21 protein-coding genes are annotated in these 24,865 nt (G+C 40.1%); 6 read left to right on the top strand and 15 right to left on the bottom strand.

The genetic code is table 11. The features are described 5' to 3' along the window. Window positions 1–8: 8 nt before the first annotated feature. Entirely contained in the window at window positions 9–2,216 is a 2,208-nt protein-coding gene (locus AB0756_RS24620) for a WD40 repeat domain-containing protein (RefSeq protein WP_038103116.1), read from the bottom strand. Window positions 2,217–2,499: 283 nt separating this feature from the next. Here AB0756_RS24620 and AB0756_RS24615 point away from each other — a divergent pair, with 283 nt between their 5' ends. Then, window positions 2,500–2,931, top strand: a complete 432-nt coding sequence (locus AB0756_RS24615) for a mannose-binding lectin (RefSeq protein WP_038103118.1) — start codon at window positions 2,500–2,502, stop codon at window positions 2,929–2,931. Between the two features lie 189 nt (window positions 2,932–3,120). Further along, entirely contained in the window at window positions 3,121–3,738 is a 618-nt protein-coding gene (locus AB0756_RS24610; RefSeq protein ID WP_038103120.1) for a DUF4255 domain-containing protein, read from the top strand. Between the two features lie 227 nt (window positions 3,739–3,965). On the opposite strand, the gene AB0756_RS24605 is transcribed toward AB0756_RS24610, so the two are convergent. The 4 genes from AB0756_RS24605 to AB0756_RS24590 all read right to left on the bottom strand — a co-directional run bounded on the left by AB0756_RS24605 (window position 3,966) and on the right by AB0756_RS24590 (window position 9,446). After that, complete coding sequence (locus tag AB0756_RS24605; protein WP_167844776.1) at window positions 3,966–5,396, bottom strand: hypothetical protein; 1,431 nt, start codon at window positions 5,394–5,396, stop codon at window positions 3,966–3,968. A 152-nt stretch (window positions 5,397–5,548) separates the two neighbouring features. Further along, a complete protein-coding gene (locus AB0756_RS24600; protein WP_038081268.1) occupies window positions 5,549–6,292 on the bottom strand; it encodes a DUF5673 domain-containing protein in 744 nt (247 codons plus the stop codon). Between the two features lie 83 nt (window positions 6,293–6,375). Further along, window positions 6,376–8,391 carry an ATP-binding protein gene (locus AB0756_RS24595; protein ID WP_038081270.1) on the bottom strand — a complete coding sequence of 672 codons (2,016 nt, stop codon included), beginning with the start codon at window positions 8,389–8,391 and terminating at the stop codon, window positions 6,376–6,378. A gap of 62 nt (window positions 8,392–8,453) precedes the next feature. Beyond that, complete coding sequence (locus AB0756_RS24590; protein WP_038081271.1) at window positions 8,454–9,446, bottom strand: FHA domain-containing protein; 993 nt, start codon at window positions 9,444–9,446, stop codon at window positions 8,454–8,456. Window positions 9,447–10,169: 723 nt separating this feature from the next. Here AB0756_RS24590 and AB0756_RS24585 point away from each other — a divergent pair. The 3 genes from AB0756_RS24585 to AB0756_RS24575 all read left to right on the top strand — a co-directional run bounded on the left by AB0756_RS24585 (window position 10,170) and on the right by AB0756_RS24575 (window position 12,249). Beyond that, complete coding sequence (locus tag AB0756_RS24585) at window positions 10,170–10,337, top strand: hypothetical protein (RefSeq protein ID WP_153021438.1); 168 nt, start codon at window positions 10,170–10,172, stop codon at window positions 10,335–10,337. A 45-nt stretch (window positions 10,338–10,382) separates the two neighbouring features. Beyond that, window positions 10,383–11,648 carry a hypothetical protein gene (locus tag AB0756_RS24580; RefSeq protein WP_038081273.1) on the top strand — a complete coding sequence of 422 codons (1,266 nt, stop codon included), beginning with the start codon at window positions 10,383–10,385 and terminating at the stop codon, window positions 11,646–11,648. A 223-nt stretch (window positions 11,649–11,871) separates the two neighbouring features. Next, window positions 11,872–12,249, top strand: coding sequence for a hypothetical protein (locus tag AB0756_RS24575; protein ID WP_038081275.1), 378 nt, complete (start codon window positions 11,872–11,874; stop codon window positions 12,247–12,249). A gap of 59 nt (window positions 12,250–12,308) precedes the next feature. On the opposite strand, the gene AB0756_RS24570 is transcribed toward AB0756_RS24575, so the two are convergent. The 5 genes from AB0756_RS24570 to AB0756_RS24550 are packed head-to-tail and all read right to left on the bottom strand — an operon-like array spanning window position 12,309 to window position 17,416. Beyond that, window positions 12,309–12,542, bottom strand: a complete 234-nt coding sequence (locus AB0756_RS24570) for a hypothetical protein (RefSeq protein ID WP_038081277.1) — start codon at window positions 12,540–12,542, stop codon at window positions 12,309–12,311. Next, entirely contained in the window at window positions 12,536–13,735 is a 1,200-nt protein-coding gene (locus AB0756_RS24565; RefSeq protein ID WP_038081279.1) for a DUF4159 domain-containing protein, read from the bottom strand. The genes AB0756_RS24570 and AB0756_RS24565 overlap by 7 nt, the downstream gene beginning before the upstream one ends. Window positions 13,736–13,788: 53 nt before the next feature. Next, window positions 13,789–14,805, bottom strand: coding sequence for a phage tail protein (locus AB0756_RS24560; protein WP_038081280.1), 1,017 nt, complete (start codon window positions 14,803–14,805; stop codon window positions 13,789–13,791). Between the two features lie 11 nt (window positions 14,806–14,816). Beyond that, the gene (locus tag AB0756_RS24555; RefSeq protein WP_038081282.1) at window positions 14,817–16,994 is read right to left on the bottom strand and encodes a putative baseplate assembly protein; all 2,178 of its coding nucleotides are present in this window, start codon (window positions 16,992–16,994) and stop codon (window positions 14,817–14,819) included. 2 nt (window positions 16,995–16,996) lie between these two features. Beyond that, complete coding sequence (locus AB0756_RS24550; protein ID WP_038081284.1) at window positions 16,997–17,416, bottom strand: GPW/gp25 family protein; 420 nt, start codon at window positions 17,414–17,416, stop codon at window positions 16,997–16,999. A gap of 187 nt (window positions 17,417–17,603) precedes the next feature. Between AB0756_RS24550 and AB0756_RS24545 the strand changes: the two genes are divergently transcribed. Beyond that, window positions 17,604–17,921 (top strand): hypothetical protein, encoded by a 318-nt coding sequence (locus AB0756_RS24545; RefSeq protein WP_050046719.1) that lies wholly within the window; start codon window positions 17,604–17,606, stop codon window positions 17,919–17,921. 52 nt (window positions 17,922–17,973) lie between these two features. Here the strand turns inward: AB0756_RS24545 and AB0756_RS24540 are convergent, their stop codons facing one another. From AB0756_RS24540 to AB0756_RS24520, 5 genes are all read right to left on the bottom strand, one after another. Beyond that, on the bottom strand, window positions 17,974–19,524 hold the full coding sequence (locus tag AB0756_RS24540) for an ATP-binding protein (protein ID WP_038081285.1): 1,551 nt from the start codon (window positions 19,522–19,524) through the stop codon (window positions 17,974–17,976). A 60-nt stretch (window positions 19,525–19,584) separates the two neighbouring features. Beyond that, window positions 19,585–20,196, bottom strand: coding sequence for a DUF4142 domain-containing protein (locus AB0756_RS24535; protein WP_050046720.1), 612 nt, complete (start codon window positions 20,194–20,196; stop codon window positions 19,585–19,587). A 52-nt stretch (window positions 20,197–20,248) separates the two neighbouring features. Further along, on the bottom strand, window positions 20,249–22,213 hold the full coding sequence (locus AB0756_RS24530) for a VgrG-related protein (RefSeq protein WP_038081287.1): 1,965 nt from the start codon (window positions 22,211–22,213) through the stop codon (window positions 20,249–20,251). Between the two features lie 22 nt (window positions 22,214–22,235). Further along, entirely contained in the window at window positions 22,236–22,859 is a 624-nt protein-coding gene (locus AB0756_RS24525) for a CIS tube protein (protein WP_050046721.1), read from the bottom strand. A 35-nt stretch (window positions 22,860–22,894) separates the two neighbouring features. Next, window positions 22,895–24,865 (bottom strand): hypothetical protein (locus tag AB0756_RS24520; RefSeq protein ID WP_408104013.1); only part of this gene is annotated, 1,971 nt, incomplete at its 5' end.

Here is a 24,865-nt window from a genome sequence, read left to right as displayed (position 1 = left end):
GACTGTGGTTATTGTGGCAAGCGGTGAAGTTGTACGAGTAAGCGATCGTCACCGTCTACAACCATCGTTCCTTGAACATCTTTTGTTAAATCTAATGTGTTGATTTTAACAACATTTTGTTTGACAAGTTGACCGTTAGCGGCTTGTGCTCTGTCTAATGTTTTATCGGATTTTAAAGGCCAAATGATAATTTTTCCATCGTCTCCAGCACTTACTAATTTGCTACCATCTAAGTAAAAGTTAAGACCTCGTACTGATATTTGTGATGCACGCCAGCGATCGCGCAATTGGCATTGTTGCTGAATAAATTTCTGTTGTCCATCGGGAGTCGCATTATTGACGGTACAGTTATCAAGATCCCATATAGAAATAAAACCGTCAGAATCGGAAGTTGCTAGTATGTGAGAGCCAGGAGCAAAAGCAGCATTCCAAACATAGTCTCCATCACCACCCACTAACTTCGATCCTGATAATTGCCTTAACGTTGTTTCTGGAGAACTTGGATTCATGAGCACGACACGCTTAAAGTCTCCAGCTGTTGCCAAAATAGTCTCATCCTCACTGAGGGCTAGCGCTCGTATGGGGTACTTTATATCTTTTCCTAGATCGATAACTTGTGGGTTTGATTCAAAGTTAGTACCGGGTCCCGATCTCTTCCACAGTCTTACCTTACCACTACCGTGAGCGCTAAATAGGTTAAGGGAGTTTTCGGTAAAAACGAGGGCAAATACGCGATCGCTAGTCATATCATTTGGATCGCGGAGTGTATATTCCTTTTCCCTTGTTCGGACATTCCAAAATTGAATCTCTCCACTTTCTAAACCAGCCGCAATGCGATCGTTATCTTTCGGCATAAAACGTAAAGTTCGTACAGCCTGACCAATCACTGCTAAAAGACCCCTCGCTGATGGTTTTTTCCCATCACAACTAGCCGCAATAGGGCTTGCAGCCATTCCTTTAGGGTTTAAGCGATCGCCATCAACTGACCAAATACGGATTGTGCAGTCATCGGAACCACTAACTACTGAAAAAGAATCACCACTAAAGCTTACAGAATTTACAATATCTGTATGCCCTATAGGTGCGGGCATCAGAAGAAGTGCAAGTAGTGCTGCGAGTATTGCCAGCAAAGATAATAACAACCATAAAGGTATAACAGGTAAGACTTTAACATCAAGACTCTGAGTTGTCGGATCTGTACTGCCCAAACGTCCATCTGAGAGTAAAGCTTTCGCTTCTAGCCGTAAAGTTTTTGGCAATCCTATCCAATGGCGTTTTGTGCTGATATAAAGAAGTACTTTAGTTACGTCTCCTAAAGTCAAATCGGCATTTTCAGGAACTGACGTATGAGTGACTTTTCGCCAATCTCTACCTTGAAGCTGTATCTCGACTTGCTGACGGAGATTGCTGCTATTTTTAAAGAGCAATTGAAATGATGTTGAGTTAGACTTGCGATCCGGTAATCGCCACCACTTACCGCCATCGGGAATAGTCTGTTGTTGTGGCTCAGCAGTAAACCCAACAAAGCCAACTGGCAAAACTTCAAGCACGCCATCAGCTTGGGTTGAAGCACCATCGCGACTTATTGCTTGAACAGTAAAAGGGTAATCTTCGCTAGGCGATCGATCTGCTGATGGAGGTTGGCAAGGAAAAGTTGTCTCAATTTGAGCACCTGGTTCTAGAAGTAATCTTCGTTCTGCACTGTTGGTAAGCCAAGAAGGAGAAAGACCATCAAGACGGAGTAAAGTTTCTACGGAATGCGGACTCATATTCCGCACCCTTGCTACTATGTCAACTGAATTACGAGGATACACTTGAAACCGTCGCACTGGCAATTCCAGAATTAACAGTGTAGATGCAGATCCCGGCTGAATGGTAAGTCTCAACACCAATTTACGCTCTTCACGTAACTGAGGTGAAAAGATTCTCACAGTGAGATTTATAGTACCAGTAAATGCAGGTAATGGCGTATCAAAAATTTCAACCGTGAATTGAGTACTACCTCCTGGAGGCTTAGCGGCTGCAACCTCTGGTGAGAGACGATACCACTGAGAACCCGAACTACGATTTGCTCCTGCTGCTATAACTTCCATTTGAAAAGCAGCAAAGCGATCGCTACCATTAATGACAGTAACCTCAAACGTAGATGGCACACCGCCCGGTTTAAATGTCACACTTTGAGTTGAAAGACTAGCATTAATAATACGGTTATCCATATATCATTGATTTATTAGCAGCAGTTTACCTTTGGACATCTGCCCCTACACAATGATGCGATCGCAAATTACCGGAATTACATAGACTTTAGTTTAATTTTAGAGATTTTTTCCTTTTTTTCTAAAATTCTTTTCGTTTTTTTGACTTTTTCTAATTACATTTAATATTATGTTCGGCTACTTACTTATACTTAGTAGATTCTAAACCCTCCATCTGACAGCACCCTCTCCCCAACCTTTTATTTCATTCTAATTCCAAACAAATTTAAATCAGGAGAATACCATGTCTTATCTGTCCAATTTAGGTAAATTAAAATTACCACGTCTTATAAGTGTCGCAGCTTGCGGTGCTATTTTAGCTGCTACTTCCATCAACACTGCTAAAGCTGAAGCCTATGGTGATAGCACCTATGCAAACAGTTGTTCTAATATTCGTATTTTTGGAGACACCCTGTCCGCTACTTGTCGGAGAGTAGATGGTTCATATAACAGGACAGCAATTGAAGTCCGAGGAATTGAGAATGTTAATGGAAATTTGAGCTATAATTCCAACCCCGATGCTCCTAGCACTTATCAAAATTCTTGCACCCGAATTTATGTTGCTGGAGATACATTATCAGCTACTTGCCGTAGAGTAAATGGCTCATATAACAGGACAGCTATTGAAATTCCAAGAATTGCTAATATTAATGGAGTTTTAAGCTACAGCTATTAAGTTAACAATCAATAGATACAGCCTTTTTCAGGTAAATGAAGTATAGCAGTAGGGGCGCAATGCCTTGCGCCCTTACAATATCTATATCTCATTTAGTTGCAATCTGCTGTAAAAGTCATTGAGGAGACACAATATTATTGTGTCCTTCAAGTGTTGGGAGTAAAATGAGTTAATTCAAACTATTGTAAAATGACTAACCCACTCGCCATAGCAGCTGTAACAGCAGTATTCAAAGATATACTTGAAAACCATCTCATTCATGACTTAATTACAACAAGTGTTGGCGGTGTAAGTGTAACAGCTTTACCACCAGATCGCATATCTATTGGAACAGATGAGCATGCACAAATCAACCTGTTTCTTTACCAAGTTACACAGAATCGCAATGTTGACTGGGTTTCTCAGGAATTGCGCCAGCATAGCGATCGACTTACAAAAGAAGTACTCTCCAAAAATCTGCCTCTAGCGCTTGACCTTCACTATTTACTTACAGTCTACGGAGCAAAAGATTTTCAAGCAGAAATTTTGTTAGGATATGTCATGCAATTGTTACATGAAACATCGATACTTATGCAAGATAGTATCTACACTGCTTTAAAAAATGCCTCTACAGTCAATACTTCTAGTGTTTTATCTCAAGCTTTAGCAACAGTATCTATCTCCGATTTAGCAGAGCAAATAAGGCAAATTAAAATTAGCCCAGAATTTTTCAACATGGAAGAAACTTCAAAAATATGGTCTATTTTACAAACACAATATCGTCCATCGATTGGCTATCAAATATCAACAATTATTCTTAATAACTAGTACAACATGGCGTAAATAAGGTAACCCTTAGTAACAGACAAAAAGCTTAAAATAAAAGCTTTTGTGCCTTCTGCCCTCAGACGAGCGTACTTCTGCCTTCATGTACTAGTGGTCTGTCAACCTTAAAACAGTTAATCACAAACTCCAAATGTTCTCTAATGACCGAGAAGGGGCGCAATACCTTGCACCCCTTCCTCTTCACTTTATTTACCTAGAAAATACTGTAACTACGATCTCATTTTTTGCTGAATGTATTTAATGATAAATTTTCTTTTACTTTCATCTTGTAAGTCTTCAGCGTAAAATCCATCGGCATTCATGTGAGGTCGCGTTCCTTGCTGGAGAACTCCTATTTTAGGTTCTAACAAGAACTGTAAAGAAGGCTCATGTCCCTTTTTAGCTAGTTCGTATAATTCAGTTGCATTTGCCTTTCGATTTTTCCCTTTTGTACCTTTGGAGCGTTTATATAATCCTTTTCCCTTAGGAACAACACTAGCCAGACTACTTGCTCCTCCAAATACCAGTGATACCGCACCTAACGCCAAACCAGGAGGTGTTGCTACACCAGTTACAACAGATCCTATACCTGCAACTGTAGCAGCAGATGATAAACCCGCACTACTTCCTAACCATTTCGCTCTTCTACGCTGTTTCTGAGCCATATACTGCGATATTGCTGCAAGCTTTTTACTATCCTCATCGGTTGATTCTGCGTCAAACTTGTCTGCATAATTTTGCGCGACTTGGGATCTTTGATATGCTCTAAACGCCTGACGACCGCTTCTAAATGCACTTACACCTGAGAGTGAAGCACTAGCACCTGTATTCACAGTACCCGAAATCAAATTTGCACTGTGTGTTAATATACCTGAATGTCCTGCTGCAGAATTTGTTGTACTTGCTACTGCTTGTGTAGCAGTTGTTGCGGTATCTTTAAATGTATTTTTAGCAGCGGTATTATGCTTTTTGATAAAAATGGCATTTGCAGCTTTTTCAAACCAACCAGCTTTCTTTTCTGGTTTAGAGTGTTCTGCTGCTACACTATTAGCGGTGATTTCTTCTGAAGATTGTGCTGTAGCTAGCGGTTCTTGTTCCTGGGCTAACACCTCATCAATCGCGTCACGGTCACTTGATTGATGGTATCCAGCTAACACCTCATCAATCGCGTCACGGTCACTTGATTGATGGTATCCAGCTAACACCTCATCAATCGCGTCACGGTCACTTGATTGATGGTATCCAGCTAACACTTCATCAATCGCGTCACGGTCACTTGATTGATAGTATTCAGCTAACACCTCATCAATCGCGTCACGGTCGCTTGATTGATAGTATTCAGCTAATACTTCATCAATCGCGTCACGGTCACTTGATTGATGGTATTCAGTTAATACTTCATCAACTGGGTCATAAGAGTTTGAAGACTGGGTTGTGGTTCGTTGCACAACTTGCTCGGACGATGTTCCTGCCGATTGTTGAAATAAGCTTCTTCTTATACTTTCTCTCTCAGCTTTGTTGGGAATACTAGCAATTGATTTTTTAGGAGATAATAATGAATGAGTCTCTTTTAAAGTTTCCAGAGAAGGTTGAGCTATTCTCGACTGATTTTTCAGCATTGAGGAGTGACGGACAGATTTTTGCGATCGCTTGTAAATCATATGTATATTATTCTTATGCAAGAAGATATGTCTCAAAGTATTAAATTTTATACACGCTCCTCCTGGAGCGTCGGTACAGAAATCATAAAAACCCAGTTTTTTTGTAGAGACGCATTGGTTGAAGCGTCTCTACATTAATTGTGCTGACTTACTTAACACTTATTATTTAAAGGAAGCACGTATTGAGCCAGAATGTCATTAACAGCATTTTTCTGAGTTACAGGAATTGATAAATACCAAATTCTGTTAATGAGGAAAAAATTAGGGTGACAGTAAATCATCAGCCTACTGTTTCTTGTTTTTATCCAAGCATAGGATTTTATTTTTTCCCATTTTATAAAGAAAAATCTATAACAAATGCCTTTTTCTGTGAATTCCAATGTGTTGAAACTACTTGTAATAAACGTAACAGCAATAGAGCACCATATAAGTAAGAGAAGCAATTGTTTGCTTTCAAAACTATTGTATATAGAAAAATTAACGGAAATTTGTTGAATAAATGATACAGAAATAATTACAACAACTACTAGTGAAAACAATCCCAGAAAAAAGAAAATTTTACTTTTTAAGTTTTGCTCTACATCTAGTAGTGTAATTCCTGCTTCTTGTCTGCGCCATTTCCAAGTTGATAAATATATCAGATATATAGCAAAATAGATACCATAAAAAAGATTAATAGCTAGTAAACCATCATTGAAATCGGAAGAAATTAGTCTTAAACTCGAAATGAATACAAACAAAGAAATGATATAGATGAAGTTTCTAACAATTTCTACCAATGCAACTTCATAACCTAAGTTCTGAGTAGTTTTTCGATATCTCAGTACTAACCAAATTATGGCAAAAGTTGATGAAATAAAGAAGGATGTAAGATGGTTTATCCAAAGACTATGCATATATTTCACCCATTATAGAGTAGTAAGTTTTGTCAAAAAATAATTAGTTTCTAGTAGTTCATGATTCGCTAACAATAAATCGATTACAACCAACCTTGAATCTCAGTATCAGTTAAAGCTCTTTCTAACTTCATACATTCACTGTGTGCTGCACTTAATATGTGTTTCATCATGATTGGTTCTTCTGCTTGTGCAGCAGTAAAAGCAGCATTCAGGGCAATATTGCGGATGTTTCCACCTGCAAGATTGAGTTGAGCCAGTTTTCCAAAGTCTAATCCTTGAGTTGGTGTCTGTTGAGGAAAAACACGCCGCCAAATTTCTGCTCGCAATTTAGAATCTGGAAAGGGGAAAGAAACAACAAATCGGAGACGGCGTAAGAAAGCTTGGTCTAAAGAGCTTTTTAAGTTCGTTGTCAAAATCGCCAAACCTTGATATGCTTCCATTTGTTGAAGTAAATACCCAACTTCGACATTGGCATGGCGATCGCGACTATCTTTAACTTCAGAGCGTTTGCCAAACAATGCATCAGCCTCATCAAAGAGGAGAATTGCCCCCCCCGCCTCTGCAGCATGAAAAATCCGCCCCAGATTTTTCTCGGTTTCACCAATATATTTACTGACTACAGCACTCAGATCGATGCGGTAAAGATCCAATCTTAATTCTTTGGCTAAAACTTCTGCAGCCATAGTCTTACCAGTACCGGAAGCTCCTGCAAATAGGGCACTTATGCCAAAACCTCGATTTGCCTTACCAGCAAAACCCCAATCCCAGTAAACTTTTGCTCGTTGTTGAACTTGAATCACCAAATCGCGCAAGATGTTTTTTTGAGTTATTGGCAAGATAAGGTCATCCCAAGTTGCTTTTGAGTCAAGGCGTTGTGCTAAATCATCCAGCCTCGGTCGTGCCATCGTCCGACAAATATCCCACAGTTGATGGGGAACTGAGGAAGAAGTTAAAGGTAGTGGAAACTTCTTATATCGATCGCTAACTTGCAAGCAAGCAGATTGGATCGCAAGACTGTTAAGGTTGAACTGAGAGACTAACGCTTCTATCTGCCCGTTTAATTGAGTTCCACTGCTTCCAAGGCAAGAGTACCAAACGCTTCGCTGTTCATTAGGAGTCAGCTTAGGTACATCGAAGGTCATCAAAGGACGGTGTGGTGACAGTATTCGGTCTTCTGCCGAGATAATGAGTGGAGTCCGAATCTTCTGAATCAACTGTAGAATTGCTGTATTGAGTGCAGAATCGTCTGAATTTAATTGCTCGCAATCTAGCAAAAGAACGCTATTCGTTAAAATAGCTTCCCTTTCCCACCTTCGTATTATATGGTTGAGCTCTGTTAAGTCTGTTGGTAAATGACTCACAGACATGAGTTTGAGCGATCGCCTATCAAGAGCACAAGCAGTAGCAGCGATCGCCCACTTGTCGGTAACTTCCATACCACACAATTGTACAATAGGTAACGTCAAAGATATGCTTTGAGTTTGCGACCAAGCGTTTGCTAAACGTTCTGCTATGTCTTGATGTGAAGGTTGTAAAAGTACGCCTGTATTATCCTTCACGGGCATAGGCTGGATTAAGTGCGCGAGGCGATCGTCTTGATAAGGCTCGCCCAATAGGTACAGCAAGATACTGTTGTCTATTTGCAAACGGCACTGAGGCAGATCGGAATTTATCCCAACTTTGACCAATTGCCAATATTGTAAAGGAGCATCAGGTAAAAGAGCATTCCAATGAGAGTCTGAGAAAAGACGCATAGCTAAACCAAAAGTTGGATACGCTAATTGCTCGTTTCCTTGAGCCTTCATACAAAGTTGTGGGAAATAAGGGAGAAGTGCGTGACCGACACATAACAGCAGAACTTGAGTCTCGAAAAGGGATAGGTGGAAGGTGCTACACAAATGTCCTATGGCTGAAAAGCGATCCATCGTAGTAGCAACTTCAACAAGAGCAGATTCTAGATCGGGAATGGATTCTGTAGATTGTTCTAAGCGATCGCTATAATCCTCAACAGCTTGCTCAATCTCCGATAAAGCTCTTTCGAGATGTAAATAATGAATTTTGGCTTGAGATCGGGGTGTTATAGGAGTGCGGTTCATCAATTTTTTATACCATTTTGGATGTTGGATTGAGTTCTATTTAGACTTAATTAAGCTAATTCTTACTTGTTTTGGTGTGAGTTATCTTCAGAAGCCGTTGTATGTAAGTTATTTCCAGAAATCAACTGACTCATTTCATCTTCAACAGTTTGTAGGTGTTTCTCTTCAGAATCAGCCGCTTCAAAAACATCGCTTTTGTTCTCAGAACGAGACTCCGTGAGTTCTTTTTCCAAACTAGATTTGGGTGCGATCGCTTCTTTCCAAGCAGCTTTAGCAGCAGAACCCAAACGATTTCCGATTTCTGAAGCTCCCTTGACAGTAGCAGAACTCAAACGGCTTCCAATTTCTGAAGCTCCTTTGATAGTGGCGGAACCCAAACGGCTAGTGACAGTTGAAGCTCCTTTAGAGAGCGATCGCCAGTACTTATCTGCTTCTTTTTCCAGTGCTTCTGGATCGATAATTTTGCTATGTTCAATCGTTTCGCGAGCTTTACGAACCGCATTAATATAAGAATCTCGCGTCCAGTTTTTTGTTGTCGTCACATCTTTCACGATGCGTTTATTAATGGCTGCTAGTAAAGCCTGAGTTTGCGACTTGGGATCGTCCGGTTCCTCAGTTTCCAAGGTTGCGCTCACTCTTACTAAAGCACCAGGACTGTCAGTTGCTTGAACTTCAGGCTTCCAAGATGAAAATACAGTTGCATCTAAATCTCTGACAACTGTTTTATCTTCAGGAATATTGCTAGTTTCTTGAATAAAGAGAACAAACTCACCTGCTTGAATAACATCCCCAGACTTGAGTAGATAATTCTGATTCATAGTAACAATTTCATCATTCACCTTTGAGCCATTGGTGCTACCCAAGTCAACATAATAAATTTCTCCATTTTCCCGGAAAAATTTACCATGAACTCGACTGATATCAGAACTATCTAGAACTAAACCAGAATCAGGAGAACGACCTATGATGCATACATCTTCATCAGTGAAGATTTCATCGAAATCGAGTTCAATTCCTCGATTTTTTGTTTGTGAATTAAAAACTTTGACTTTCATAGCTTTTTGTTGATTGGCTTGTGTTAGTTTTGCTCATCTCACACTACACACTCCGCCCTTACAACTTCAAGTTGTATAAGGCACACAAAATATCGATTATGACTGTTAATAAATATTGTCTCAAAATCCTAAAACTATAATTAATTATGTCATCATATTTGAAAATTTGTCATTAGACATAAGTTGATATTTTTTAGAAAATCCTTAATTACTTTTAGCTGTGCTGCATCGTTGTCAATAGTAAGTCGAGCATTTGAGACTGTTTCATCTGAATTGACGAATCTTTGATAGATTTTTGTACTCGTTGGTAGATCGTAAGTACTAAAAAAATCTTAAGTCTTAATAGCTATATATCTTTAAGCCTATTGTTAAGTGTGTCATTGAAACTTACCATTTGTGATTAGACGTAAGTTGAATCTTATTTATATCCTTTTTCAATAACCACTAGTAGCACTCTGAAAAACTAGATATAATAACACGACTTTTGGTGAATAGCGGTTTAAATAAAAAATTTGCTAGCTTAAAGAAAGCAACTATGCTGAAGTAAGTTAACGTGGCAAAAATCAAAGCATGGCATATACAGCAGATTTCAACTATATGAAATACAAAGCTCTATCATTAGAAAGTTTGTAGGAGCGGTGTCACTGCTCGTCGCACTGTATCTCACTAAGACGAAATCTACTATATGTTAAATTTTTTCTTGAAATTTTGAGGTTAAAAATCATGGAAGAAATTTTAGGTTTTTTGGAAACTTTATTTAGAACTATTGTATATCGAATGACTAATCTAATTGATAGTTTAGTAAATAATGCAATGTACAACACCGAACAAAAAGTTAGAAATTCATTTGAAGAACATTTTCAAAAGCAACAGGAAAATGAAGAAGAATAGCTGGGTTTAAAAAATCAATAGATTATTCACTTGATAATTTTCTTTATGACTTACCAACAAATACAAAAATCTGCTCGGCTGCTTCAGAAGAAACAACCTCACATAGCTCTATCTGCTACTGAGAATTCCGTACAGACCAATTCTCCATCATCTAAAGTGACAACATTTAGTGTTCCCAGCCAAACAGAAAGAGATACTATTAGAAAAAGCTTTTTTGGCACACAAGGAGAACAAATTCAAACTAAGCTGATGATTGGAAAACCTGGAGACAAATACGAGCAAGAAGCAGATCGAGCAGCAGCACGAGTCATCAATCAAATTGAAGCTTCTAGGTCATCACAACTAGACCAAAGCCAAAGTATTCAGCGTGAAGCCATGTCCGAAGAAGACACAATAACAAAATCTTTGGCAGACAATGGGTTAATTCAGAGAGTTGTACATGGAACAGACCCTTTAATTAATTATGCTCGCGGAGATGATAAAAGTTTGTTATATGGATTACACCCATTCAGACAATTAACTCAACAGCGCCTCAAACCTCAAGATAAAGCAATAGGGACACCACAACCGATCAGAACGATTGATGACTATAACGCTGGAATAGGTATAAACGGGCTTATGACGCTCGATCAATCTCCTATAGGCATATTTACAGTACGAGAAGCTTTAAGCGATCCCGATCCAGTTGCAAATTGGGGTAAGTATTTCCCTAGCTTTAAGGCTAACGTGGCTGCTAATGCTGATTTGCAAGCATGGATTCAAAAGTTAGCACAAAACGCTTCTACGATAGGACTTTATGATTTTGGGGATAAGACTTCTGAAGGCATTTTTGGTTTTAGAGAAGCGCAAGGATTAAAGAAGATAAAAAGCAAAAATAGATTTACAAAAAATCTGAAAAATTCCGAGCGATCCGACCAAGCAGTACATCTCCACCCAAAAGATATTCATGCATGGTTAGCTCCCGAACGTACATTTAGTCAAGCAATTAATTTATTTACAAAGATGTCAGAGGAGCAAAAAAATGCATTAAGGCAATGGATATACAAAGCGTTTTTTAGAAGAACGAGTAAATTGGGGATTGATTTTGTAACACAAGACTTAAATGCGCGAGTCAATTTCAACACAGCATCAGCGATAAATCCTCATAGTGACGATCCATTTCTTAATACACCACGACGCCATGGATTACGTTTTAACGATATCAATATGGATCAAAGTAAAGACAGATCGATTACAATAAGTGAGTACAGGCACATCATGAAGCACATCGGTAACGATCCAGCAAAAGTAAACTTTTATAATGAATATTAACCCTCTTCTAAGAAACATTTCTGTTTATTAGAAGCAACCCCACTGGCGGCGATTGCCACCCCCTATGAAAGAAATAAACACGAGCAATTTTTGACTAAGCCTTATTTTACAAGCTTTTTGGCTCGTGTTTCTTGAAAGAGGGTTAATCACCCCTTAAGGGGTCATTGTATAGAAAGTTTCCGTATAATAGATAGTTGTGCTGTCGTGCGATACTTGGCTGCGTATGAATTACGATGTCGCCCAACTACCCGAAATAGATGCTGTTGAGATTGTTAATCTTCAAGATGTTTTAAGCAATCACATCAATAGTTTTATGCAGGCGGCTGCTTCCGCGCCTTGTGTGCGAGTGACTGACGAAACCGCACAATCTATCGCTCGGCTCTGGCGGCAGTTACCGTTCGCGGAACAGATGCGCTGTCATGCTCCGCCTTACGGGTTTCGGTTTTATAAGGACGATAATCTCATTTTACAGGCATCGGTTTGTTGGGGTTGCAACAATATTTTTATTGATATGGAAGGCCGAGCACTCGTCTATACCTTCGATGCTGAACATCCGTATTCTCGAACACTGCTTTCGCTGGCAAAGCACATTATGGAGTGATACTTTCCAACATCGGCACAACAAGGCGCTGCACCCGACGGACGGCCTACAGCTTCGGCTTACCGCTGCGTTGGTTCCTCTTTGCGATCGCCAGATAATGTGCCGTAAGGATTAGCTTTTCCCCATGAAAAATTGGTCTGTTGTTGTAACTGCTGCCAATAGCATTCTATAGTTGGTTGAACTAGTCCTAACTTAACAATTTCATTACCACAATTAGCTTCAGCGGGTGCGATCGCAACTCCCACACTTAATGCTACCATTGCAGTTGGAATTAAATAAATTAGTTTTACCATAAAGCAGAATAATCCTCCTGTTGCAAACCAATTAACTGTCGCCGTTTCCAAGCGTATTGAAGAATATTAATACCCAATTCCTGAGCCGTGCGAATATCAAATCTAGATAAAGATAATTCTTGGTCAAGCCCCCAAGACATTGCTAAATCTCCAGTCACCAAAATAATTCCTCCTTCTAGAAACATCTGAATTGGTTGTTGATTGACTGTTGGCAAAGCAGCAAATAAGAAAGGTTTTGTCCTTAAAGGATGATTTCGACGAAATTCTTCTAAAGGCTTTAAAAAATAACCTAATTGTTGAGCCAAAGTTTGAGTACTTTCAATTAAAGCGAGCGCATCGAATGGTGCATCAACTAAAAGGGTTCCACCTTTATCTAAGTACGCTTTTAAATTATCAAATTCACGACTATTCAAAGCTAGTGCGTCTTTACCCGTTAAGTAAAGCAAATCATAATCCAGAAGGTATTCTTCTAAAGAAACTTGACCAATATCATCAGAGCCTTTTAAAGAAGCATGAAGAACTTCTACAGACTGTAGTAAATATGAAAGGTTAAAAAAGTTCCGAGAATACTCAGGGTCGGTATGACTGACTAAAGCCATACGCACGATCGCTTGAGGACGTACCTGAGCATAAATGCGATAGCGCAAGTCTACATTGTTATACCCTGGGAAAAAAGCATCTGTAGGTTGAGTAATCGAAACTGGTCCTGGTTGCAAGAAAATTCGACAAAGCTCTATTTCTGTATGTTCTGGTCGCTGGCTTTTTTCATCTAAACGAAAAGTTTCTTGAAGGTACTCGCTTTGGTCATTACGCTGTAGTTGGTCTGGGTCTACATAACTCACCACCAAATATATCATCACAGGTTCAGTATCAGGAATTTCTGTCGCAATCCGAAATTCAAGTGCGTTAGGTACAACAATCACATTACCAGCAACATCAATTGCAACACCCGGTTGAATTTCCACCCAACGATTGTCTCGATATTCTGCTTTATATGAAGAAGGAGGAGCAATCACTCGCACACCTAAACCACAGACAATTCCTGGTTGATGGAGTGATTGATAGTGAACATTTTGCCGCAACCGGTGGTACTCATGTGCCTTGCGCCAGCGTTCGGCATTAATTAATAAACCATCTAAGGCTTGAAGGCGTGTTAAAGGTTTAATGGGTGGTGGTGGAAAAGGATGTGTCATGGTAGGAGTTAGGAGTTAGGATGTAGGGGATAGGGGCGCAAGGCATTGCACCCTTACATAAATAATTCATAGGTGCAAAAAGCAGGTTTTTCTTGGTCGATGATACGCCGCACCAATTTTTCGTCCAGAGTTGTATTATCAGCACGCAAACGCACAATAAAGTGGTAAGGCTGACCGCCGCCTAAGACAGTATTTTCTCCTAAGTTTGCTGACGATAAGATAAAACCTTGGCTAAAGGGTTCTGTAATGCTGATATGTTTTTCGGCTTCTTGAGGTATATCCTCATCTAAAGGTAAACCCGTATAAAGATGTAAGTAAAGACGCAATCCTTTGCGAGTTCCCCGCCAACGATAAAGTTCCATAGCACGGCGAATCAAACGACGCTGCTGAGGTATACCCCAGATTGAATCGAGTGGCCAAGCTACCCAGTAAGCTAAAAAGGGTAATAAAGCTGTTGGTGCTGTCAAGGGATCTAGGTTTGCCCACATGACCTTGAAGTTTTGAATCACCGGCTCGATCGCTTGTTCAAATATCTGCATGAAGCGACTCATAAAGTCAATTTCACGGTAGACAGCCGGGAGAAAACTCATGTAGCTAGTGTAAGGACGGATGTATAAACCAAACTCCTCTTGCTGAACTTGTTCTTGCTCGGTATTTTCATTGATATGTACGTCAATTATGCAGTGATAATCAAGCACTAACCGCTCTCGTGTTTCCGGGCTGATTGCTTCTCGATCCTCAAAAAATGTAGCCGGAACAAAAAAATAAAGCACGGCTTCCATTTGCGCTCCAGGAGCAATTTCTTTGTCCTCTGTGATAATTTGGCACCACTCAAGAGGAAAGTTTCCTTCTACTTTCAAGGTTAACTGCAAGGTGTGTTGTTCCAAGTTTTTTACTTGTACAATCGTCTCGCTGGGTTCTCCAGGATATACAAGCAAACTCTTTTGAGCGACTGATTCTATAATTACACTACCAGAAGGTAAGGCAGGGTCTACAGAAGGCATCGCTTCAGGAACTCGCATTGGGGTTATTTGAATACTTACAGGAGGATTAGAGCGAGTTTTCAGCATAGTCATATCCTTCAGGTAGTGATGAGAGTGATATCATGACCGGAGCGCAAATTTTTATCAGCCCAAGAGCAGATCAAATCTTGCGGTTCTAGGTTAATAAAAGCTTCTGGATCTTTTTCCCGAACCCAAATTTGCCCTTGCTTGCGTATTGAAAATAACAAAATTGCCCCTAAGTAACGTACTCCAGGAATTTGTTGTAATAACGCTACAATATCTGAAGGATAAACAGATCGTCCAAAAGGCCAACCTTTACCTTCTGGTCCTCCAGTAAGGGGATTTAAATATTGATACAGAAGGACACGCAATTTTAACAGAATTTCTTGTTGAGCAGAAGAATGTTCGTAAGCTGGTTCGAGAGCAACTTGTGCTCGTATGGAAACACCTACATATTTCGGTTCTTGAAGTTGCACCTGTACGCCTAACAATCGCCTTTCATCTAAGTAGTGCAAAACTTTTTGTTGGACTGCTTCTTCTATGACAAACTGTTCTGGGCGTATTCCTTCTCCTCGAGCAATTCCATCTAGATTTGCTTGTGGCACAATTAACAGACGTATATTACCTGCATCGCGTGAAGAAGTGGGTGTGATACAATGAACTCTTGCGATCGCTCCTGGAACAGCCCGCTGTGCCATCACTTCAAAATCTTCGGCAGTGACAGCGCGATCGCGAGTCCGCAGTATTTGTGGAGCTCTCAGGACAGCCCGATCCAAAGTTTCGCCATCAGCCCCATTGCGTGCGGGGTTATGATTGTTCACCTTAGCAACATAAGGAACAGCCGTTCTTAAAAATTGAAGCGTACCGCTTTGAACGTTACCCTTACGTCCACCACCAATGCGATAAGCGATCGCTCTAATTTCCGAACCACGAGGTGGAATAGCCCCGTACTGATATTCCAACATTTGCAGATCGGCTAACCTAGAGTCTGCTTGCTTTGACTGCTGTATTCTGGAGCGAATTTGTGTTTGGTGGCTGAGAGAATTAGGTTCGCGAATTAAAGGACCAAATTGAACTTCACCAGTTAAAGAATCAATAGTATAGTGAAGCGAACTAGGATCGGAATCGGCAAAATCTGAAACCTCCTGCCATTTTTGAGGTAACCCTCCAGGAGGAGTTACGACTATAAACTCATTTTCTCGACGGCTTAAAATAGGAGAGCCTTGTAATTGAAAAGTTTGACCGGGCGTACCATCGCTTATTCCTAATACCTCGTTCAAAATTAGAATACTTTGGCTAGCATCCACAGTACCCCCAATAGCTTGTACGCCTAAGCCGACGATCCTTGGAGAATTAGTATAACCCGGTTGATTGGTATTTGGAGTTGTCAAAACACAGCGCAACCAGCGACCTCGATAAGTCGTAAAGCTAGTCACTGGCCACTTTTGGGGTATATGCAGAACTACATCTGCACCTTGAGCGGGGTTGTGTTGTTCGTAGAAACTAAAACCACGAGTCGCATCATCATCTTCTCTGAGCAAGACTGGTTCCCATTGTTGACCGTCCCAGGCTTCCCAACGACGGGGTGGTTGATTGGGGTTGATACCAGTGGATGTCGCCGCCGCCCCTTTAAACCTAATTTGCATGACGTTACCGTCTAGAGAGTCTTCGGAATCCAGTACTAGATAAAAACAATTACCTGGTTTTGGTTGCTCTTCAAATAAGAGTTGCTCGCGACCTCCCCAGTCTCCATTTGTCTGACGAGTCCATTGATTGGTGACGCGATCGCGCAAAGTTTCAGGAATTTCATTAACTGTTTGAGCAGTCAAAAAGTGTTTCAGAATGGGTTTACCAATGACTAAAGGACGATCCGTTGTGAAAACAATCGCTTCACTTTCTTGGGTTCGATCTGTTGCAACTTCTATCCCAGAGGGAATTGTGTAAGCTTTTTCTAAAGCAGTGCTTAAATAAAACGTTAACTCTGTTTGTGCTGGAACTGGTGGCTGAAGGCGAATACCTAATAATTCTAGAAAAGCAACATAATTTTTACGAGGAACTTGGTTAAACCTAAGTAATAATTGGTCGCTTATCCAAGCAAATAATTCAATTAGGGTAATTCCCGGATCGCTCAAGTTATGGTCTGTCCACTCCGGACAGTAACGGGGAATTCGCAAAATGCACTCTTCTACTAATTCATTAAAAGTGCGATCGTCTAAATTAGAAGAAGGCAACTTAGGTAAAAAATCAAATTCCACAGTTACTCTTCCTCCTCACTTAACAAATAAAAAGGATAAACAAAGTTATAGAGATCTGGGTAATTTTTTAAACGATAAGCGATCAGTATATCGACTCTTCCCCGCACGGGGTCAGCATCTGTTATAACCCGATCCAACATAATGCGTGGCTCCCATTTTTCCAAGGCTTCTCGAACGTAAAGACGAATTTGTAACAAAGTATCGTTATTCATAGGCGCAAACGCCAATTCCGATAAGCGCGAGCCAAAATCAGGACGATAGACCCGTTCTCCTATTTCAGTACGTAAAATAAGCCAAATAGATTCTCTAACCTTTTGTGCTTCAGCGTGAAGTTGTATTCCTCCCTGTACGCTCAACTGCAACGGGAAAGCCCAACCTCTCCCTAGATATTTGTTTTGCTGACCATTCACCGTTTCTGGCATTCAGGCAGCCCTCATATAAAGTTTGTATATTATTAAGAATAACGAATTTGATAAAATATTTGATTCGCCAAAAGTCGAAAACAAATCTTTCTGAATTCTTTACTTTTCTGACTTACTCTTAAAGAAACAGTTTAGAGATTGGCTTTTCTAAACAATATCCACTTATTAAATTAGGAAAAACACCACTATGAAAACGATCTACATTCTTCCCCTAGTCCTCGCTCCTGTTTTCTTAAACCCAAAAATAGCTTCTGCTGGCGAAATTTACCATCGAGAGTCTTCTCAACAACAACGTATTTTTGATGGTGTCAGAGAAGGACAAATTACGCCATATCAGTTTCATCATTTAGAAAATCGTGAAGCAGCGGTGAATGCAAGACGCATTCACGATTTGAGAAGAAATGGGGGATTTTTAACTTCACAAGAGCAAAGACATCTTAACCACGATTTAAATAAAATCTCTCACGAGATTCATAGAAGCCGAGAAAACGGAAGAATTTATTAAATTTGTCAAGGGTGCAATGCTTTGCACCCTACAATTCCTATCGCTTGAGTAATTATGCACGTACAACTTTGACAGAACGTCCATTTTTTGTAGTTGTGATTTGCGTTGTCAAACGTTCTTCTAGTGGTGGTGCTTTAGAACGTTGGTCAAAAATAATTAGCCAACCAAAATCTACACCTAAACGTGCTAAGTATGAATCTAATTGTTCTAAACCATCTGCCAATGGATCGCCTTTTTTATTATGCCAAGCTTTCAACTCGATTCCTAAAGTGAGACTTTTATATTTCAAACACAAATCCATGCGGTCCCGTCCAATTGCATATTCGCGTTCTATTGTTCCACCACCATTGACGACGCGATGCAAAAATGCCATTAGAACTATATGTGGAGCAATTTCGTGATAAGCAGCGCTTCCAAACAAAGGTTCTCCATGTTGTCGCCAAAATGCTATAAAAGCTTGCAATAGAGCCTCGGTATCAATTTCTCCAGTTGAAGTGAGCCAACTTGGACTAATGTAAGGTAAAGTGTCTTGAGTGCCTTGAACTAGAACACGGGGAATCACTTCGCGATAAATAGGATTTGCAATTGTCAATCCTGCTTCAGGATCGCGTCGCAATAATCCTAAATCGACCAGATATTGTCGGTCATCTGACAGCGTATCTCCTAATGTTTGTCCTGCAAGAATTGGTTCAATAATGGCTTTAACTCTTGGTTCTCGAAGTTTTTCTGCCAGAGAATCTAAATGGGTGTCTTGACGTGCTATTAATACTTCTTTTGCTGTTAATATATGTTCTGGTTTAATTTTTACATTTATATCACTCACTATCTCTTCAACAACTTCTTTAGCTAAGGCGTTGACTAACCAGGGTTGTCCCTGAGTTAAATCAAACGCCGTCTGAATGGCTTCTAGTGTGAAAACTTGTCCCGTCTCATCAGTATGTTGTTGATACAGTTCTCCCACTTCTTGGGCATTAAAATTTCTCAATGTTATTGAGCGCACTTTGATATTAAAGGGGCTTGATGTATTTAAGCGATTGCTACCTCCTGAAACGACTTTATAATCTCGTACATCTCGTAAACCAATCAAACCCACAGAAATCGGAAAATTTTTAGGACGATTGCGATAACCATCACGAAGTTGTCGTAAAAAAGATATGAGGGCTTCATCTTGTAACGAATCAATTTCGTCAACAAACACCACCAATGGTAGTGGTGAAGCTTGCGCCCATACCTGCAAAGCTGCTTGAATTCTTTGCCCTGGCTGCTCTTCATCCCACACCGGAGGGTGTAAATCTTCAGGCAAATCGAATCTCGCGCTTGCCCTCCAAGCTGCTAGAATTGCATTTTCTGCTGCTCCTGGATCGTGACGAAAAGGTGCTCCTACTTCTGCCGATACCATAACAGCGGTGTAGCGTCCGCTCTTCGTCAGTTGTTGTGCTAACGCTAGCATTGCAGTAGTTTTACCCGTTTGACGAGGTGCATGAATCACAAAATAGCTACGTTGCTCGATCAGTTGCTCTAAGTTGGGCATTCGGTTAGTGGGCGATAGCATATAGTGAATGTCAGCTTGGCAGGGACCCGCAATATTAAACCAACGAGACATGGCGTGCTTTCAACGTCTTCTAGAATGCCCTCATTGTAGCTAAACGATCGCCTCTCCTACTCAGTTTTGACTCATAATTGAGCGAGCCATTTGTAAATGCTCTTTCACCGTTGGAATAATCTTTGCAGCCCAAGCCTTTAAGGCTGGATTAGAACCCTGTTTTCCTTCTTGCTCAAATAAAGATAGAGTCTCTATGTGAGCTTTTACCATAGTATTCACATATGTTTGGTCAAAAGTAGAACCTGACAATTTTGACAGTTTGGTTAAAGTTTCTTGATTTTGCTTATCTATACCTGTTGGAAAAGCAATATTCTGTTGACTAGCTAACAGTTTGAGTTGATTATATGCTTGCGTATGGTCTTGAATCATACGTTCGGCAAACTGCTTTACCTCTGTTTGACTTGCTTGTGTTAATGCTAGTTTTCCAAGTTCTACTTCTGTTAAATTTCCTTGGGCTGCTGTAGTCACAAACTGTTTGTCAAAAGAGTTAAGTGCATACAAATCTGACTGAGTTATGTATTCATCAGCTTGAGTTGTAAGTTGAGGATTAAGACTACCAAAAGCTAATATCCTCGTACTGTTAATTGTAGTAATAGATACAGCTAGGATTGTACTAAAAAATCCCAAAGTCATTAAACGTTGTGTCCTAACCCTTTCGCTAAAATAAGACATATGTGTTCTCCTCGATTGAATAGAAACTTTTTACAAAAGCAATAGTAATTTTTTACACTACTGGTATTGTATTCGCTGTTACTACACCTTCCATAGAAATAGATATAGCTGCTATGTTAATCTCAGCAAACGCTTCCATCGTGATAGCCCCTCCTGCAGACAAGTTAAGATCGCCTTCTCCCCTAATACTGGCAAGACCTGTAGCGTGTAAGCTGACCTCTCCCTGAGCTTCAATACCAACAGCACCCGTTGCATTTATGTTGACATCGCCTGTTGCTCGGATATTAACGACTCCATCTGTATCCAAAGAGACTATCATGCCTTCATCATTAAAAGTCAAGCTTTGACCTGCAGCAGTTTTAATTTCAATTGACTTTTGAGGGCTATCATTTAAATTAACTTGGTGTCCCCCAGAAGTCTTAATTGTGACTCCCCGTGCAGAAGTTGAATCTTTCATGCGTACATGATGCCCTCCAGAGGTATGAATATAAACTCCCGCACAGTTTTTGTCTTCAGTTCCACTTCCCAAATCCTCTTCCACAAATTCAATAGTGTGACCTGTACGCGTTTTAATGGTTCGCAATCGGACTTTACCATTTTCAATCGTGTCATCTACTGCTTCAGGAGGAGTATCTACACCGTTCCAAACTCCACCAATAATATAGGGTCTAGTGATATTACCGTGTTCAAATCCAACTAGAACTTCGTCTCCTATCTCCGGTAAACAATAAAATCCTCGGTTTTGCCCAGCGCCAAGTCCTACCACCCTAGCCCAATTACTGCTATGTTTTTCAGTTAGAGTAGGAAATTTTACTTTCACTCTACCCATGTTGTCTTTATCATGATTATCAGTAACAATACCCGTTAAGAAAGTCTGTGCTGGTCGCAGATGTACTGGAGGGGCTATGCTTGTCAGCAGACTGTTGCTACGCAACCCCCTCACGCTAAATTCAGTTTTATAAACTCGTTCCCTATAAAGATGCCGTGTTTCCGTGACGTAATAATCACCACTGAAGAGATCGCCCATTCCCTCTAGATGTATAATTCGTGTCGGTCGGATTTGAGGATTGCCTTCGGCTCGCCCATCTGCATAAATAAATTCCCCTCCAAGTTCATTACACAAAGCTTGAGCGATCGCATCTGCTTGCTGTGCTGTAGATACGGGTTTGTCTACAACAATCATTGTGGGAGATTCTTTGAGATGATAATCGCCACTAGTACTGCTTCCTTTACCGAGACCAGATTGAGTCACAACTTTTTCTGAGTTAGCAGTTGAGACAATTGGTTGTTTTTTTGTGTAGTCCCAACTACGTACTTCTACCGCATTAACCTGTTGAGAACTTGTGGCACGAGGGTGAAAATGAGTAACGTCAATTAACCATTTCAGCTTCAAAGAAGATTTACTCTTAGGCGTCCGAAAGTATAATTTATTATCTTGGACAAAGAGTTCCATCCCATTCAAAGCAGCTAGTTCGTGTACAAACTCCCAATTTGTTTGATTTTCTTGGAATAGATAATCATACTGTCCGCCATTATCATCCACCTGACCAACCGTTATACCTGCTTCAGATGCAATTTTTTTAACAATTTCTCCAGCAGTATGGTTTAAAAACGAGCGGTTATGACGACCGCGATGCAAGCGATGAGCAGTATCGTAACCACGAATAATAATAGGAGCTTCAGATTTATCTGTAAAGGAGACTTCGATCGCGACGATTTCACCATTTTTGATGACATAATTTTTTTCCTCCTGACTAAACTCAGGAGATCTGGTTGTGCTAGTAGCAAAACCAATATCTATGGAATCACCAATTTTAAAATATTTTTCATTTTTCCAAGGTTGTTTGTCCTCTTGGTCTGCACCATCATAAGCATTATGTACCAGCAATGTAAACATTGATGGTAGATGTAAACTTTCTTCTACAGAAATCTGTATAATATCGTCAACCAATTCAGGAGGAGCATTCTGACCAGCAATTGTAATAAATGGACGAGACAAATAAAGACTATCCGACATAATTATAGAACTCCTATTCAATTTAATTGTTTTTAAGTAACGATTCAAGAGCAGCAGTATTATTCTTATTTCGTACACTCCTACTTCCACTAGTAGAAGGGTTTGATTTATTGAGTGGCGAGCGCCCTCCTTGACGAGAAGCAGCCAGATTCGTAATCCTTCCACCCGGTAAATTTGTAGGATCGACTTCTCTTAAATCAATGTCTACTAACGCCCGCACAGGTGTTCCATCAGCTAAAAACATAGTGAAAGTGTAACTTAACCTAGTCATTACGCAATAAAAATACTCCATTCCTCCCCACGATAAAATATAAATAGGCGGACGCTTATTTTCTCCATCTGGAGCACTAACACCTTTTTTAATATTTTCAATAATATCTATCAAATTTTCTCCAGTAGAAGAACGACCCTTATTTTCATAAGTATCGAATACAAGTTTGTTCAGGGATAAACTATAAGGATCGATCCCAGAGAAATTAGCTTTAGGTAACAAGCCATGACCCCTAGCGCCTCTGTCATAATCCCAACTAGACGACCTAGTAAAACTCATTTCTGTTGGATTAAACATAAACTTAATATCCTTAGCAGAGGGATCTGATAATGGGTCACCAGATACAACCTTTAGTATTGCTTTTTCAAGTGCCATTTGAATTGTTCTCCTACAATCAAGTGAATTAGAATTTACCAAGGTATACGACCGCGACCAGAATAATAGCCATAACGTTCTTGTTCAACTTCTAACCTCTGCCGCAACCAGTAATAGATTTCATGAGCTAGTGTTTCAAAAAGTGTAGAAGAGCGATCGTCAACTCCGCTTGTTGGCAACAATGGTTGTTCTACAGTTTCTCTAGAAGGTTGTCCGCTCATTTGTAATTGGCTGGCTGTGACTTGTCCACCCTTTGCAAAGCTCTTAATTTCAGGTAATTGATGTGTAAAAAATCTGGACGATTTTGACTTGAGAGAATTAGCTAAATTTTGAGAAGTTAATTCTTCACCAATAGGTTTAGAAGAAGTAAAGCCAATAGAGTTTGTAGTAAGACTGTTTCCCTTAGCCAATTCTTCAATACTCGACCATTGAGAGGGTAAATCGGAGTCATGAGAAGATGAATCTTTAGGAGAAACTTGCTTTTTAAAAATTAAAGGGCTTAAAGAATAATGGGACATACTTTGATTCACCTCTACCATTTTGTTTTCTCTTGAATTTGATTTAAGAGAACTAAGCGTTGAAAGGTTTAGGTTTTCAGTCTTTAATTGCAAAGAAGACGAACCGAGAGAAACTAACATTTTAGGTAAGCCTAACTGGGTATTTTTTTGTTGTTTGAAAAAAGCCCGATTCTTTTCTGCTTCTTGTCTCCTGTCTTCTATCTCTCTTGATAAAGAAGAGGTTTGTAAATAGTTTGATATTGTATTACCATTGTTAATTTGCTTCAGCAAATTGAGGTTTTTTTGTGCGTCTTTGGCATTAACCACAAACTCACCAGGAGTAAGCATGGCAGGTACAGTATCTGAAGCTGCTATTTGCTGTTTATTTGGGCTGCTGAGGGCAACGACTTGTCCGCCAACAGCATAACCTTGAGGTGGTGGTAGACTATCGACAGTTAGATCTGGTAAATCTTGTCCTGTCTCTACAATTGGAGTATCAGCAGTTCTCTCGGTTCTATCTATTTCAACTGTGGGATTGACTGATTCGGTAGGAGTACTTTGAGCAGGTTGAATGCCCTGATTATTGAAATTAATATCTTGTGGAAATGAAATTTGAGCAGAATCGAGAGTTGGTTGCTGAGGAAATATTTTTGCCACAAACAAGTCTTGTTCGTTCTCAACGACTGTGTTAGACGTAGGAACTGGGTTTGATGTCGTAGGTTGTACGATCGCTGTCTGTACAATTGAAGTATCAGCAGTTCTCTCGGTTCTATCTATTTCAACTGTGGGATTGACTGACTCGTTAGGAGTACTTTGAGAAGATTGAATGCCCTGATTATTGAAATTAATGTCTTGTGGAAATGAAGTTTGAGCAGAATTGAGAGTTGGTTGCCGAACAGATGTTGTTGCCACAGGCGATGCTTGTTCGTTCTCAACGGCTGTGTCAGATGTGGAAATTGGATTTGGTATCGTAGGTTGTGCGATCGCTGTCTGTGCAATTGGAGTATCGGCAGTTCTCTCGGTTCTATCTATTTCAACTGTGGAATTGACTGACTCGATAGGAGTACTTTGAGCAGGTTGAATGCCCTGATTATTGAAATTAATATCTTGTGGAAATGAAATTTGAGCAGAATCGAGAGTTGGTTGCCGAACAGATGTTGTTGCCACAGGCGATGCTTGTTCGTTCTCAACGGCTGTGTCAGATGTGGAAATTGGATTTGGTATCGTAGGTTGTGCGAGCGCTGTCTGTACAATGGGAGTATCGGCAGTTCTCTCGGTTCTATCCGCGTCAACTGTGGGATTGACTGAGTTGTTAGGAGTACTTTGAGAAGGTTGAATGTCCTGATTATTGAAATTAATATCTTGTGGAAATGAAGTTTGAGCAGAATTGAGAGTTGGTTGCCGAACAGATGTTGTTGCCACAGGCGATGCTTGTTCGTTCTCAACGGCTGTGTCAGATGTGGAAATTGGATTTGGTATCGTAGGTTGTGCGAGCGCTGTCTGTACAAT

It is taken from the genome of Tolypothrix campylonemoides VB511288_2, assembly GCF_045999855.1.
Lineage (GTDB): Bacteria > Cyanobacteriota > Cyanobacteriia > Cyanobacteriales > Nostocaceae > Scytonema > Scytonema bouteillei_A.
This window is presented reverse-complemented; position numbering and strand designations above follow the sequence as displayed.